The organism is Aquabacterium sp. (assembly GCF_014378415.1).
GTDB lineage: Bacteria > Pseudomonadota > Gammaproteobacteria > Burkholderiales > Burkholderiaceae_C > Aquabacterium.
Window position 1 is genome coordinate 1 of sequence record NZ_JACMNS010000020.1, and the last position, 14,236, is coordinate 14,236.

The 14,236-nt window shown below is 63.1% G+C and carries 15 protein-coding genes; 11 read left to right on the forward strand and 4 right to left on the reverse strand.

Annotation, left to right across the window (positions count from 1 at the left end; all coding sequences use genetic code 11):
- From H7225_RS02460 to H7225_RS02475, 4 genes are all read left to right on the forward strand, one after another.
- Window positions 1–771 (forward strand): NAD(P) transhydrogenase subunit alpha (locus tag H7225_RS02460; protein ID WP_290659182.1); only part of this gene is annotated, 771 nt, incomplete at its 5' end.
- 20 nt (window positions 772–791) lie between these two features.
- Window positions 792–1,154, forward strand: a complete 363-nt coding sequence (panD, locus tag H7225_RS02465; RefSeq protein WP_290659184.1) for an aspartate 1-decarboxylase — start codon at window positions 792–794, stop codon at window positions 1,152–1,154.
- A 26-nt stretch (window positions 1,155–1,180) separates the two neighbouring features.
- Window positions 1,181–1,498, forward strand: coding sequence for an NAD(P) transhydrogenase subunit alpha (locus tag H7225_RS02470; RefSeq protein WP_290659186.1), 318 nt, complete (start codon window positions 1,181–1,183; stop codon window positions 1,496–1,498).
- On the forward strand, window positions 1,499–2,956 hold the full coding sequence (locus H7225_RS02475; protein WP_290659188.1) for an NAD(P)(+) transhydrogenase (Re/Si-specific) subunit beta: 1,458 nt from the start codon (window positions 1,499–1,501) through the stop codon (window positions 2,954–2,956).
- 81 nt (window positions 2,957–3,037) lie between these two features.
- Here H7225_RS02475 and H7225_RS02480 read toward each other — a convergent pair whose 3' ends face one another.
- From H7225_RS02480 to H7225_RS02495, 4 genes are all read right to left on the reverse strand, one after another.
- Window positions 3,038–4,117: a PEP-CTERM sorting domain-containing protein gene (locus H7225_RS02480; RefSeq protein ID WP_290659190.1), complete on the reverse strand. Its 1,080-nt coding sequence runs from the start codon at window positions 4,115–4,117 to the stop codon at window positions 3,038–3,040.
- A gap of 254 nt (window positions 4,118–4,371) precedes the next feature.
- Window positions 4,372–5,460: a hypothetical protein gene (locus H7225_RS02485; RefSeq protein WP_290659192.1), complete on the reverse strand. Its 1,089-nt coding sequence runs from the start codon at window positions 5,458–5,460 to the stop codon at window positions 4,372–4,374.
- 18 nt (window positions 5,461–5,478) lie between these two features.
- Entirely contained in the window at window positions 5,479–6,726 is a 1,248-nt protein-coding gene (locus H7225_RS02490) for a hypothetical protein (RefSeq protein WP_290659194.1), read from the reverse strand.
- A 160-nt stretch (window positions 6,727–6,886) separates the two neighbouring features.
- The gene (locus H7225_RS02495; RefSeq protein WP_290659196.1) at window positions 6,887–7,720 is read right to left on the reverse strand and encodes a ferritin-like domain-containing protein; all 834 of its coding nucleotides are present in this window, start codon (window positions 7,718–7,720) and stop codon (window positions 6,887–6,889) included.
- A 117-nt stretch (window positions 7,721–7,837) separates the two neighbouring features.
- Between H7225_RS02495 and H7225_RS02500 the strand changes: the two genes are divergently transcribed.
- The 7 genes from H7225_RS02500 to H7225_RS02530 form a co-directional block, all read left to right on the forward strand.
- Window positions 7,838–8,428 (forward strand): glutathione peroxidase, encoded by a 591-nt coding sequence (locus H7225_RS02500; RefSeq protein ID WP_290659198.1) that lies wholly within the window; start codon window positions 7,838–7,840, stop codon window positions 8,426–8,428.
- A 74-nt stretch (window positions 8,429–8,502) separates the two neighbouring features.
- Complete coding sequence (locus tag H7225_RS02505) at window positions 8,503–9,852, forward strand: FAD-dependent oxidoreductase (protein ID WP_290659200.1); 1,350 nt, start codon at window positions 8,503–8,505, stop codon at window positions 9,850–9,852.
- 2 nt (window positions 9,853–9,854) lie between these two features.
- Window positions 9,855–10,640, forward strand: coding sequence for a DUF1365 domain-containing protein (locus H7225_RS02510; protein WP_290659210.1), 786 nt, complete (start codon window positions 9,855–9,857; stop codon window positions 10,638–10,640).
- Window positions 10,637–11,881 (forward strand): cyclopropane-fatty-acyl-phospholipid synthase family protein, encoded by a 1,245-nt coding sequence (locus tag H7225_RS02515; RefSeq protein WP_290659202.1) that lies wholly within the window; start codon window positions 10,637–10,639, stop codon window positions 11,879–11,881. The genes H7225_RS02510 and H7225_RS02515 overlap by 4 nt, the downstream gene beginning before the upstream one ends.
- Before the next feature lie 7 nt (window positions 11,882–11,888).
- Entirely contained in the window at window positions 11,889–12,497 is a 609-nt protein-coding gene (locus H7225_RS02520; protein WP_290659204.1) for a chalcone isomerase family protein, read from the forward strand.
- Window positions 12,490–13,746 carry an MFS transporter gene (locus tag H7225_RS02525; RefSeq protein WP_290659206.1) on the forward strand — a complete coding sequence of 419 codons (1,257 nt, stop codon included), beginning with the start codon at window positions 12,490–12,492 and terminating at the stop codon, window positions 13,744–13,746. Before H7225_RS02520 ends, H7225_RS02525 begins: the two co-directional genes overlap by 8 nt.
- Window positions 13,747–13,760: 14 nt before the next feature.
- Window positions 13,761–14,236, forward strand: a 476-nt coding sequence (locus H7225_RS02530) for a DUF3833 domain-containing protein (protein WP_290659208.1), incomplete at its 3' end; no start/stop codon positions are given.

The window sequence follows — 14,236 nt, forward strand, 5'->3', positions numbered from 1 at the left end:
GCCGCGCCCCGCACCACCCGTGCCCAAAGCATGGACGTGCTGTCTTCGCAGGCCAATCTGGCGGGCTACAAGGCCGTCATGATCGCCGCCGACAAGTACCAGCGCATCTTCCCGATGCTGATGACCGCCGCCGGCACCGTCAAGGCCGCCCGCGTGGTGATCCTGGGCGTGGGCGTGGCCGGTTTGCAGGCCATCGCCACGGCCAAGCGCCTGGGCGCCGTCATTGAAGCGTCTGACGTGCGGCCTTCGGTGAAAGAACAAGTCGAATCCCTGGGCGCCAAATTCATCGACGTGCCTTACGAGACCGCCGAAGAAAAAGAAGCCGCTGAAGGCGTGGGGGGCTATGCCCGCCCCATGCCCCAAAGCTGGCTGGACCGCCAGAAGGTGGAAGTGGCCAAGCGCGTGGCCAATGCCGACATCGTCATCACCACCGCCCTGATCCCCGGCCGTGCGGCCCCCGTGTTGGTGACTGAGGACATGGTCAAGGCCATGAAGCCGGGCTCGGTCATTGTTGACCTGGCTGCAGCGCAAGGCGGCAACTGCCCCCTGACCGAAGCCAACCAGACCGTGGTCAAGCATGGCGTGACCCTGGTGGGCGAGACCAACCTGCCGGCCCTGGTGGCCGCCGATGCCTCGGCCCTGTACGCGCGCAACGTGCTGGATTTCCTGAAGCTGGTTTTCAACAAGGAAGGCCAGTTCCACGTCGACCTTGAAGACGACATCGTCAAGGCTTGCCTGATGTGTCGCGACGGCGAATTGCTGCGCGCCTGACGACCAGCGAGGAGACCGATATGCAACGCAATATGCTGCGTGCCAAGCTGCACCGCGCCACCGTGACCGAGGCCGACTTGAACTACGAAGGTTCTTGCGGCATCGACGAGAACTTGCTTGAAGCGGCCGACATGAAAGAGTTCGAGTACATCGAGCTCTACAACATCAACAACGGCGAGCGCTTCTCGACCTACGTCATCAAGGCCGCTCGCGGCTCCGGCGTGATCTCGTTGAACGGCGCGGCCGCCCGCAAGGCGCACGTGGGCGATTTGCTCATCATCTGCACCTACGCGCCGATGACCGAAGCCGAAGTGGCCGGCCACAAGCCCAAGGTGGTCTTGCTCGACGAGGGCAACGCCATCAAAGAAATCCGCAAGTTCTGACCTCATTCAATCTATCTGGAGACACGATGGAAGCCCTCGCTCAAGTCGACCATGTCGTCATCAACCTGTCCATTTTCGTGCTGGCCATTTATGTGGGCTATCACGTGGTGTGGACGGTGACGCCGGCATTGCACACCCCCCTCATGGCCGTGACCAACGCGGTGTCGGCCATCGTCATCGTGGGCGCCATGTTGGCCGCCGCGCTGACCGTCACGCCACTGGGCAAGACCATGGGCGTGCTCGCCGTGGCGCTGGCCGCGGTCAATGTGTTCGGGGGCTTTTTGGTCACCCGCCGCATGCTCGAGATGTTCAAGAAAAAAGAAAAGAAAGCGGGAGCCCCGTAAATGAGCATGAACCTCATCGCTTTGCTCTACCTGTTCGCCTCGGTGTGTTTCATCCAGGCGCTCAAGGGCTTGAGCCACCCGACCACGTCCATCCGGGGCAACTTCTTCGGCATGGTCGGCATGACCGTGGCCGTGCTGACCACCGTGGGCCTGATCCACGGCAAGGTCACCGCCTTGATGGCCGGTGGCCTGCACGTTGACCTCACCGAAGGCCTGGCCTGGGTGCTGGGCGCGCTGGTGGTGGGCGGCGGCGCCGGCACCATCATGGCCAAGCGCGTCGAGATGACCAAGATGCCCGAGCTGGTCGCTTTCATGCACAGCATGATCGGCTTGGCGGCGGTATTCATCGCCGTGGCCGTGGTGGCCGAGCCTTGGGCGCTGCTGCAAGAAGTTGGCCCCGGCCAGCCCATCCCCACCGGCAACCGGCTTGAGCTGGTGCTGGGGGCGGCCATTGGCGCCATCACCTTCAGCGGCTCGGTCATTGCGTTTGGCAAGCTGAGCGGCAAGTACAAGTTCCGCCTGTTCCAGGGCGCGCCGGTCAGCTTCAAGGGCCAGCACATGCTGAACCTGGTGCTGGGCTTGGCCACGCTGGGCCTGGGCGGCTACTTCGTGGCCACGCAAAGCATGGAAGCCTTCTTCGCCGTGCTGGCGCTGAGCTTCCTGTTGGGCGTGCTGATCATCATCCCGATCGGCGGCGCCGACATGCCGGTGGTGGTGTCCATGCTGAACAGCTATTCGGGCTGGGCGGCGGCGGGCATTGGCTTCTCGCTGAACAACTCGATGTTGATCATTGCCGGTTCGCTGGTGGGCTCATCAGGCGCGATCCTGAGCTACATCATGTGCAAGGCCATGAACCGGTCCTTCTTCAACGTGATTTTGGGTGGCTTTGGTGGCGAGGCTGGGCCTGCGGCTGCCTCGGGTGCGCAAGTGCAACGTCCGGTCAAAACCGGCAGCGCTGTTGACGCAGCCTTTGTGCTGGGCAATGCCGAGACCGTGATCATCGTGCCGGGCTACGGTTTGGCCGTGGCGCGTGCGCAGCATGCCGTCAAGGAGCTGGCCGCCAAGCTGACCGAAAAGGGCATCACGGTGAAGTACGCGATCCACCCGGTGGCGGGGCGCATGCCGGGCCACATGAACGTGCTGCTGGCCGAGGCCGAAGTGCCTTACGACCAGGTGTTCGAGATGGAAGACATCAATGGCGAGTTTGGCCAGGCTGATGTGGCCATCATCTTGGGTGCCAATGACGTGGTGAACCCTGCGGCGCACATCAAGGGCAGCCCGATTTACGGCATGCCGATTCTCGAGGCATACAAGGCCAAGACCATCATTGTGAACAAGCGGTCAATGGCGGCGGGGTATGCTGGCCTGGACAATGAGCTGTTCTACAGTGACAAGACCATGATGGTGTTTGGCGATGCCAAGAAGGTTGTCGAGGACATGGTCAAGGCGGTGGAATGATCGATCGCTGCGATTGACGTGCCCATGAGGGCGTGAAAAAAGCCGGGCACTGCCCGGCTTTTTGCCATCAGTCGTGTTGGCTCAGTGAGTGTGAGCTGGTACTTTCGACAGTCTGCGGCGGGTCAATGCAAGGGACAACAGCCCGGCTCCCATCAGCGCAAAGGTTGACGGCTCAGGGACTGGTGTCAGGACGTAGCCGTGCATCTGGCTGCCAATGAAACCCACGCCGGCGATCTGACCGGAGGCGTTGACGGACAGTGCCTGGTCCAGGAACCAGCCTTGTCCATTGACCAGCCATTCATTGAGATCATAGGCTTGGCCGTCCTGCCACAAGGTTGCGTGGAACATGGGGCCGAAATCCGAGAACCCGACGATCTGTCCAGCATCGTTGATGTCGTAGGCGCGACCTCCTGCGCCACCGGCGACCGGCGCCAGCAACTTGGCCTCTCCGTTTTCCCACGCCACGGCTTGATCCCGATTGGCGGCGCCAGAGTATCCGACGACGGTGCCTGTGTTGTTCAAGGCAATGGCCCCATTGTCGGCGCTCCCAGCAAGGCCGACCAATTCCGTGTTGGTGCGGTCATGCCAAAGCATGGCGTGGGCTTGGTAGAAGGGGCTGTAGGCGGTTCCGATGGCGTTACCGCTGTCATTGATGTCAAGCCCAACACTTACCCAGCCCGGCGACAGGGTGCCGAGCGGCTTGATTTGGCCCTGGTTCCAAACGACAGCCTGGCCTTCCGAGGTGCCGATGACCTGGCCAGCTTGATTGATGCCATTGGCGTGGCTGTAGGACGCATTGGGCAGACCGTTCAACTCGGTCATCGAACCTTGCTGCCAGATGACGGCCTTCGAATTCGATGAACCAACGACGGTTCCGGCGTTGTTGATGTCATGGGCCGCGCTTGTGAAAGCGCCTGGAAGTGCCCCCAGGTTGCTCAAGGTGCCGCCGGACCATAGGAAGGCGCGGTTGCCTTCAGAACTGCTGCCGTAACCAACGACGGCGCCGAGGTCATTGATGGCGTAGGTCCAGGTGTCGCCGCCGCCCGGTAGCACACCGATGTCGGTGATTTTGTACTGCTGTGCGGCGTGTGCGCTCAAGCTGGTCAATGAAACGGTTGCCGCGGCGATGCCAAGCAATGAACGACGAAATTTCTGCAGCATGTGCAATCTCCCTGTGATTGATTTTGATGGCCTTCGTGCTGGGCAATGCCGAGCGATGCCAAGAAGGTGGTTGAGGATCCTGGACAATCCTGAATGAGGCGAACCAGCGTCGGCACCCCGATGGGTCAACCGGCATCATGCCTTTGGTCAGGGGCAGGGCGCCATCACCCAAATGGTGGGTTTTGTTGTGGCTGCGCCCATGAAAAAGCCGGACAGTGTCCGGCGTTGTTCGTCGAAAAGAACCGCAGTGGCGCTTACTTCGGCGAAGCCCCTGTGCCTGTGCTTGACGTGGTCACCGTTGGCGCAGGCGTGGCCGACTGGACACCCGCGTACGAGCCCGAATATTGAGTGCCATTCTGTGTGACGTTGTAATTCCCGCCCACTGCCGCTGCTTGAGTGCCAAGCAAGGAGCCGCCCATCGAGCCCGCGATGGAGCCGGGGGTGGTGGAGGTGAAGGTGCTGCTCGCAGTGGTGGAGAGCAGGGCGCCATCGATGCGGCCCTTGTCTACATGGAACCCCGCCGTGCCATTGGTGTTGGCGCCATTGTTGACGGTGGCATCCCAGGTGCTGGCACCAAAGTCCATGTGCATGATCAGCGGCACGAAACCAGCCTCGATTGTGAGGGCGTAACCGGTGTACGTGGCCTTGACTTTGCCGTTTTGCAGACTGGCCATGTCAGCGGCAGAGGTGGCATAGCCGATCACACCCGTCTGCAAGAGGACTTGTCGCGATGGGCCATCTTCTGCGCCGAGATAAGACAGCAGCTGATAAAAACTGACCTGACTGGCTTGTGCATCAATCGGGTCATCCGGGTTAGTCACAAGGGCCAGTGTGGTGCGCCCTTCGGGGGTCGGTGTCAACGACGAGACGTAGACGCCATCCTGCAAGGTCAAGGGTATTGACGTTGGCAGAGGGTAATTGCCCGCGTTGGCCCCGGTGACCTGCAGCACGAATGAGTCCGGCAGGAAGGAGCCGGCCAAGGACACTTTGGTCGGAGTGCCGGTGAGGCCGATGGTGTACGGGGCAGCAAACGCCAAACCTTCGCCGGTTCTGATTTGTGTGTGAACACTGGCGAAGCCGATCAACTCCGGGGCTGCTGCCAGCGCCAACGTGCGGTAAAGCTCGGCCGTGTTGGGTAACTGCGCCAGCGGTGGCGCGCCAGCCGCAGGCGGTTCGAACTCCGTCCAAGGCCCCCAGCTGGTGACCGAGTCCTGGGCAATGGTCACATCACCGTACAGCTTGACGCCGCTGAGCTGTGCCTCGGAGGGCGCGGCTTGGGCCTGGCTTTGCAACAACAGGGTGGCCACGGCCAGGCTGAGTGCTTTGAGAGAGTGGTTTTTCATGATGGAGACTTCCTTGCTTCAGTAGCTGCGGCCCAACGTGATCTGCACCAGGTTACGGTTGTATTCGTACAAGGCGAGATTGGCTTGGTTTTGAATGAGGGTGACGGTGGCCGAGCCTTGCCACTTCTCCAGCCAGCCTGTTTTAATTTGTTGGTTGGCACCGAACTCAAGTCGGTATTCGTCTTCGCGGCGGGCGATGCCATAGATGGGCTCCACACCGATGTAACCACTGTGGCGCAAAGCGGCGCGGGCGAACAGGTCGCCGCCATTCCACGCGTTCTGGCGGCCGCCAAAGAAGATTTCGTAGCCGTTGTTGCTGAAGCGGTCCAACTGGGCTTCTTCGTCGAACATGCGGGCGCCGGCTTGCAGGGTCAGGCGGTTTTTGTTGTACAGGCCGCCATAGCTGAAGCCGCCCGAGCTGTAGTGGCTGTCGCGGCCTTGGTCGCCGGGCTGGGCGAAGTTGCGGTAGGCCAGTTGGGCGTCGGCCGTGAGCTCGTCGCCAGAGTTCAGGCGCCAGGTGGCCGAGGGCGACACCGAGGTGTACAGGGCCAGCTTGCGGTCACCCAGCGTCAGGCGGTCGGCCTGGAAGTTGAGGTTGCCGCGCCAGTTTTTGCCCATGATCAGCGATGGGCCGGTGGCCGCGGTGAGCACGCCCAGGTTGTATTCACTCAGCCGGCCATAGCCTTTGTAGTAAACGCCCAACTGGCTGTTCCAGCCAAAGCGGCCGGTTGATTCGCCAGAGCGCACCGGGGTGGGTGACATCCAGGCGTGGCTCACGCCAGCTTGCAGGGCATAACCGCCGTCGGCCCGGGCGGTGGAGCCAGGGTTCAGCACCAGGCCGCCAGGCAGCACGGCGTTGTCCGGGCCAGCGTTGACGTTGCTGTCGTACACGGCGCCGAGCGACAGGTTGTAGTCCAGCTTGTGGGGGCGGCCAAAGTTGGCGGCTTCGTCCAGCTCAAGTTGCTTGACGAAAGACAGCACGGCCAGGCGCACGGCTTCGGGGGTGTTGGGGTCGTCCAGCACCTTTTGCGCTTGGGCCTTGGCCTTGGCGAAGTTCAGGGTGCGGTAGTAGGCCACGGCCACTTCAAGCCGGGCGCGGTTGAGTGTGGGGTTGGCGGCCAGGATGGTTTCCAGCGTTTCGATGGCGCTGTAGGGCCGGCCGGTTTCGCGCTGGTACAGGCCTTCGCGGTATTGGTCTTCCACCGACGGGGTGGCAGATTGCGCTTGGGCGTTGAACGCGCCCAGGCAAGACAAACCGGTGGCCATGGCGACGACACGCAAAGAACAAATACCAAGCATCTGGGGAGCTCCACACATATTTAATCGGAATAGGCTCTGATTGTGGAGTTCAGCCCTCCATGTGTCGAGCCCTTGTCCGCATGCAATTGGCGGGGTAATGCCTAGGACTCCCCGCATCTGGGGGGTGCTAGGCAGTGCCGCGCGCCATCTCTTTTCGGAAGCGGTTGAGCTCTTGCACGCTGCCAAAGCTGCGGCCCATGATCAGGCTCATGTTGTGCAGGATGCGCTCGATGACCTTGTTTTCCCAGACCGCGTCGAAGTTGATCTGGCGGTCCAGCCAGTGCTCCAGCCACAAGGGATCGGGTAGGCGCGACTGGATGGTGTCGCGTGGGAACAGCTTGGCGCTGACGTGCAGGTTGGTGGGGTGCAGCGCTTGCGCGGTGCGTCGCGCGCTTGCCATCAGCACGCCCACTTTGGCAAAGGCGGCTTTGGCTTCGTCGCCAAACTTGTTGATGGCGCGTTTCATGTAGCGCAAGTAAGCGCCGCCATGTCGGGCTTCGTCTTTGGCCAGGGTTTCGTAGATGGCCTTGATGACGGGCTCGGTGTGCCACTCGGCGGCGCGGCGGTACCAGTGGTTCAGCCGGATCTCGCCGCAGAAGTGCATCATCAAGGTTTCCAACGCCGGGGCGGGGTCGAACTCGAAGCGCACCTCGTGCAGCTCTTCTTCGGTGGGGGCCAGCTCGGGGCGGAAGCGCCGCAGGTATTCCATCAGCACCAGTGAATGCTTTTGCTCTTCAAAGAACCACACGCTCATGAAGGCGCAAAAGTCGCTGTCATCACGGTTGTCACGCAGGAACATCTCGGTGGCGGGCAGGGCGGCCCATTCCGTGATGGCGTTCATCTTGATGGTCTGGGCTTGTTCGTCCGTCAGTTGGCTGGCGTCGAATTGGTCCCAGGGGATGTCGGTGTCCATGTTCCAGCGCACGGATTCAAGTTGCTTGAAGAGTTCAGGGTAAAGCATGGTGATCTCCAAATACTGCAAACAGCCTACCCGACAATTTTGACAATGTGACTGCAATGCAGACGGCGGCATGGGTTTGTGGTGTGATGTGATTCCCTACTTCGAAAGGCCATGCTCATGAGTGCACGTCGTTCCTTGCTTTTGATGGTGGCTGCGGCCCTGGGGGGCACCATGCCTGCGTTGTGTCTCGCGGCTGAGCCGGTGCCAGCGGCCAATTCAGCCGCCTGCCCGGTTTTGTTGAACAAGACCTTTCCGCGCCTGCAGGATGAAAAACCCCAGTCGCTGTGCCAGTACGCGGGCAAGGTGGTGCTGGTGGTCAATACGGCCAGTTATTGCGGCTTCACGCCACAGTTCAAGGGCCTGGAGGCGCTGTACGCCAAGTACAAGGACCAGGGCCTGGTGGTGCTGGGCTTCCCGTCCAACGATTTTGGCAACCAGGATCCGGGCAATGCCAAGCAGATTGCCGACTTCTGTGAGAACACCTATGGCGTCAAGTTCCCGATGTTTGGCAAAAGCCATGTGCGCGGCGACGAGGTCAACCCGCTGCACGCCAGCCTGATCAAGCTCACCGGCACCACGCCCAAGTGGAACTTTTACAAGTACCTGATCACCCGCGATGGCCGCACGGTGACGGCTTACAGCAGCATGACCGCGCCGGATGACCGTGACCTTGTCGCGGAAGTGGAGAAATCCCTGGCTGCAAAATAATTACCAATGAGTTACGATATGAACTTGCCGGTAATTTATTGGGTCGCGCAGCGTCGGCCACAGGAGCAAAGCCCATGAAACGGATTGCAGTGGTTGGGTCGGGAGTGGCAGGTTTGGGGGCGGCGGTGCGTTTGAGCGCGGCGGCTGGTGAGCGCCATGTCACGCTGTTCGAGGCGGCCGATTACTTCGGGGGCCATGCCCACACAGTGGACGTGACCTTGGCCGCGCCCTCGGGCGAGCTGGTCACCCACGGGGTGGACACAGGCTTTTTGGTGATGAACGAGCGCACCTACCCCCAGTTGCTGGGGTTGCTAGAAGCCCTGGGCGTGCCGCGCGCCAAGTCGGACATGTCGTTCTCGGTGCAGGCGGGCGGCCTTGAATGGTGTGGTTCATCTTTGAACACCGTGTTTGCCCAGCGGCGTAACCTGGTGTCGCCCGCGTTTTGGCGCATGTTGGCCGACCTGATGCGCTTCAACAAGCTGGCCACGCAGATGGCAGAGCAGGGTCTGGATGGCGAGCTGTCCCAGCGCATTGACGACTTCCTGGCCGAGCACCGCTTTGGCACCGAGTTCCGAGAGGGTTACCTGATGCCGATGATCGCGTGCATCTGGTCCTGCCCGACCGATCAGATGCTGCGTTTCCCGATGGCCACCTTGATCCGTTTTTGCCACAACCATGGCCTGCTGCAGGTGACCAACCGGCCGCAGTGGTACACGGTGCAGGGCGGTTCGCGCAACTATGTGCGTTGTTTGGTTGATCAGTTGAGCGACGCCCGTTTGTCCACTCCGGTGCGCAGCCTGACCAGCCTGGGCGTGGGCGGTGTGGGTGGCGTCATGGTGCACACCGATGCGGGCAGTGAACGTTTTGACGAGGTGGTGCTGGCCTGCCACAGCGATCAGGCGCTGACCTTGTTGGGCAGTGGCGCCACGGTTGAGGAGCGTGCGTTGTTGGGTGCCATTGGCTACCACCGCAACCGCGCGGTGCTGCACACCGACACCAGCATGTTGCCGCGCAAGCCGCGCGCCTGGGCCGCCTGGAATTATGAGCGGGCCAGCAGAGCCGAGGCCGAGCACCAGGGCGTGTGCCTGCATTACCTGATCAACCGTTTGCAGCCTTTGCCCTGGACCACGCCGGTGGTGGTGTCGCTCAACCCGCTGCGCGAGCCTCGGGCCGACACGGTGCTGGGCACCTACGACTACGCCCACCCGGTGTTTGACCTGGCCGCCATCCAGGCGCAATCGCGCTTGCCCAGCATCCAAGGCCAGCGTGGCGTGTGGTTCTGCGGCGCGTGGCTGGGCTACGGCTTCCACGAAGATGGCTTGAAGGCCGGGCAGGGCGTGGCCGACCAGTTGCTGGTCCGCGACGAGCGCTACGCAGGCGCACAGGCAGGCCGCAGCGCGCAGCCTGATCGGGTGTGGGCATGAGCCTGCCGCATCGGCCCCTGATCGGCTTTGGGCAGGTGCGCCACACCCGCCTCAAGCCGGCGCGCAACGCCTTTGCTTATCCCAGCTATTTTTGGATGTTGCCGCTGCGCACCTTGCGTCGGCAAGCTTCCGATGAGGTCCAGCGAAACCGCTTTGGCCTGCTCAGCTTTCACGATGCCGACCATGGTGTGGGCGGCCCGGATGCCTTGGCCTGGCTGGACGGCCTGCTGCGCGACGAGGGCTTCAGCGGCGCTGACATCGACCAAGGCGAGGTCTGGCTGCAAACCTACCCGCGCGTGCTGGGCCATGTGTTCAAGCCGGTGAGCTTTTGGTATGTGCACCGGGCTGATGGCAGCCTGGCCGCCGTGGTGGCCGAGGTGAACAACACCTTTGGTGAGCGCCACTGCTATTTGCTGCATGGCCAAGCCCTGGGTTGGGGCCGCGAGATCACGGCCGACAAGGTGTTCCACGTGTCGCCATTTTGCGAGGTGACGGGCACCTACCGCTTTCGTTTCATGCGCAATGCGCAGGACCGCATCGTGGTGCGCATTGACCACGACGACGCCGAAGGCCCGGTGCTGCAGACCAGCTTGAGTGGCCAGTTGGTGCCATTGACCCGGGCCAGTGCGCGCCGCGCCTTCTGGGGCTGGCCATTGATGACCGTGGGCGTGGTGGCCCGCATCCACTGGCAGGCCTTGCGCGTATGGATCAAGGGCGTGCCCTTGCGCACCAAACCTGCCCCTCCCACCGAACTCGTCACCGGGCCGCATGGCCAGAGCACACCATGAACCGATCGACCGCCTTTCAAGTCCCCAACGCCACACCACTGCCCCAGGGCGCCCCGGCCTCGGCCCGCATGGCCATGCGCTTGCTGGCGCGCTTGCAAGTGGGCAGCCTGGATCTGCAACTGCCCGATGGCAGCACCGCCCACTTTGGTCAAGCCGCCGAGCAAGCACCGCGTGCGGCCTTGCGCCTGCGCAACTGGAATGTGTGCGCCGCCGCCTTGAAGTCAGGCGACATCGGCTTTGCCGAAAGCTACATTGCCGGTGACTGGACCACGCCCGATTTGACCGCGCTGCTCAAGCTGTTCATCGCCAACCGCGACCACATCGAAAGCGCCGTGTATGGCAGTTGGTGGGGCCGCCTGCTGTACCGCGTGCGCCACTTGCTGCGCCACAACTCCAAGGCCAACAGCCGCAAGAACATTCAGGCGCATTACGACCTGGGCAATGAGTTCTACCGTTTGTGGCTGGATCCGACCATGAGCTATTCCAGCGCCTGGTTCGACGGTGATCATTCGCGCTCGATGCCCGATGCCCAGCAGGCCAAGATCTTGCGGGCCTTGCGTGAGGCGGGCGTCACGGCCGACCAGCCTGGCCAGCGCGTGCTGGAGATCGGCTGCGGCTGGGGCGGCCTGGCCGAGGTGGCCGCGCGCGATTGCGGCGCCCATGTCACGGGTGTCACCTTGTCGTCCGAGCAACTGGCCTGGGCGCAGCGCCGCATGCTGGACGCGGGCCTGTCTGATCAGGCCGACCTGCGCTTGCAGGATTACCGCGACATCCAAGATCAGCCCTTTGATGCCATCGTGTCAATCGAGATGTTCGAGGCCGTGGGCCATGAATACTGGGCCAGTTACTTCGAGACCTTGAAGCGTTGCCTCAAGCCCGGCGGTCGCGCCTGCCTGCAAACCATCACCATCCGCGACGACCTGTTCGAGCGCTACGTCAAGTCCACCGATTTCATCCAGCAGTACATCTTCCCGGGAGGCTTGCTGCCCAGCGATGCGGCCTTCAAGGCCGAGGCGCGCAAGGCCGGGCTGGAAGTGGTCAACGCCCTGGCCTTCGGGCCCGACTACGCCGAGACCTTGCGCCGCTGGCGCGCCGATTTCGTCACGCACCTGCACAGCGTTCAGCGCCTAGGCTTTGACCAACGCTTCCAGCACATCTGGGAGTTCTACCTGGCCTATTGCGAAGCCGCTTTTGACATGGGCAACACCAACGTCGTGCAGTACACACTGCGCCGGGTTTGACATCGCCATGACGCCCTCCACCACCAGGCCATCCGCCATCAAGCATCAAGCATCGCGTCGGCAAGTCTTGCGCTGCCTGGGCGCGGCTGGCGTGGCCGCAGTGCTGGGCCCAAGGCCATGGGCGCAAGCCGATGCCCGCCGCGACGTGCCCACGCCACCCGAGTTGACCCAGGCCCTGCCGCAAGCCCGACTGCAAGGCAGTTCGCGCTTTCGCTATTACGGCTTCCATGTGTACGACGCGCAGCTGTGGGTGCCGCCCACGTTTGAGGCGGCCAAGTTGTTCAGTCAACCTTTCGCCTTGTGCCTGATCTACGCGCGCAGCCTGAAAGCCCGTGACATCGCTGAGCGCTCGATTGAAGAGATGCGCCGCCAGACCACCCTCAGCGAGGCCGAGGCCCAACGCTGGTTGCAGGCCATGACCGCGGCCTTTGCCGACGTGCGCAACGGCGACCGCCTGACCGGGCTTTACCAGCCTGATGGCAGCGCCAGCTTCTTCCTCAATGGCCAGGCCACCCAGGTGATTAACGACAAGCGCTGTGCCACGCTGTTCTTCGGCATCTGGTTGTCCAGCGCCACGTCGGCACCAGCCTTGCGGCGGGACTTGCTCGGTGTCTGACGCTGTCTTGCCCCACGCCGCGTCGGCCCGCTATGGCTTGCTGGGCTTGCCATTGGCCTTCGTGGCCTTGCCCCTCTATGTGATGCTGCCAGCCCATTACGCGCAACTGGGCGTGCCCTTGGCGCTGTTGGGCCTGGTGCTGCTGGGCACCCGTTTGTTCGATGCTGTGATCGACCCCGTGCTGGGCCGCTGGGTCGATGCGCGGTGGTCGCCACCACGCGCCTTGAAGGCGGTGGCCGTGGCGGCCCTGGCCCTGGGCGCGGGCTTTGCGGCCTTGTTCTTCCCGGCCGTGCAAGGCACCACGGCCTTGCTGATGTGGTGCGCCGTGGCCTTGACCGGCACCTTCATGGCCTTCAGTTTGGCCAGTGTGGTGCACCAGGCCTGGGGCAGCCGCCTGGGGGGCTCGGCCGTGCAACGGTCGCGCCTGGTGGCCTGGCGCGAGGGCTTGGGCCTGGTGGGCGTGTTGCTGGCCAATGTGCTGGCCACGCAAGCGGGCCTGGCGGTCACCACGATCGTCTTGTGGCTGAGCCTGGCCTTGGGCGTGTGGGCCTTGGGCAAGGCCCCCGTGCCCCGCAAAACCTGGGCGCGAGCCGCTTTGCTGCCCGCCGATCAATCGCTGGCCTTGCCTTGGCGTGGCCAGGCGTTTCGCCACCTGATGGCCTTGTTCATGGTCAACGGCATCGCCAGCGCGATCCCCGCCACCCTGGTGCTCTTCTTCATCAACGACCGCGTGCAGGCCCCCAGCTGGGCGCCGGTATTTTTGGGCGCGTACTTCGTCATGGGCGCGGCCAGCGTGCCCCTCTGGCTGAAGCTGATCAAGCGCATGGGCCCCTCCAACGCCTGGGCGTGTGGCATGGCCCTGAACGTGATCACCTTCATCGGCGTGCTGGCCATTGGCGCGGGTGACACCGGCGGCTACCTGTCCGTTTGCGTGGCCAGTGGCCTGGCCTTGGGCGCCGACCTGACCGTGCCCGGCACCTTGCTCACAGGCGTGATCCAGCGGGCGGGCCATGCCGGCCAATCCGAAGGCGCTTACGCCGGCTGGTGGCAACTGGCCACCAAGCTCAACCTGGCCCTGGCCGCGGGCCTGGCCTTGCCCGCCTTGCAGTGGTGGGGCTACGGCCCGGGCGCGCGTGATCCGCAAGCCTTGCAAGCCTTGAGCTGGGCCTATGGCGCTCTGCCTTGCGTGTTCAAGCTGTTGGCCTTGGCCTTGTGGTGGCGCTTGTGGCGCCGCCAAAACCTGGAATGAAAGCACCCCATCCCATGCGCACCACCTCACGATCCTTCTGGCTGGCCTCGCTGCTGGCCCTCAGCCTGATGGGCTGCGCCAGCGCGCCCACCCCGGCCGACTACGCCGATCAAAAACCGACCCTGGAGCTGCGCCAATACTTCAACGGCCCGCTCACCGCGCACGGCATCTTCACGGATCGCTCGGGCCGCGTCGTCAAGCGCTTCACCGTGCAAATGGTGGGCCGCTGGGCCGGCAATCAAGGCGTGCTGGAAGAAGACTTCAGCTACAGCGATGGCACCAAGCAGCGCCGCGTCTGGCGCATCACCGACCATGGCCAGGGCCACTACACCGGCCAGGCCGATGACGTGGTCGGCACCGCCGAGGGCCACGCCGCTGGCAACGCCTTGCAATGGGCGTACACCTTGCGCCTGCCCGTGGACGGCAAGACCTACGACGTCCAGTTCAACGACTGGATGTACCTGATGGACAGCCACACCATGCTCAACAA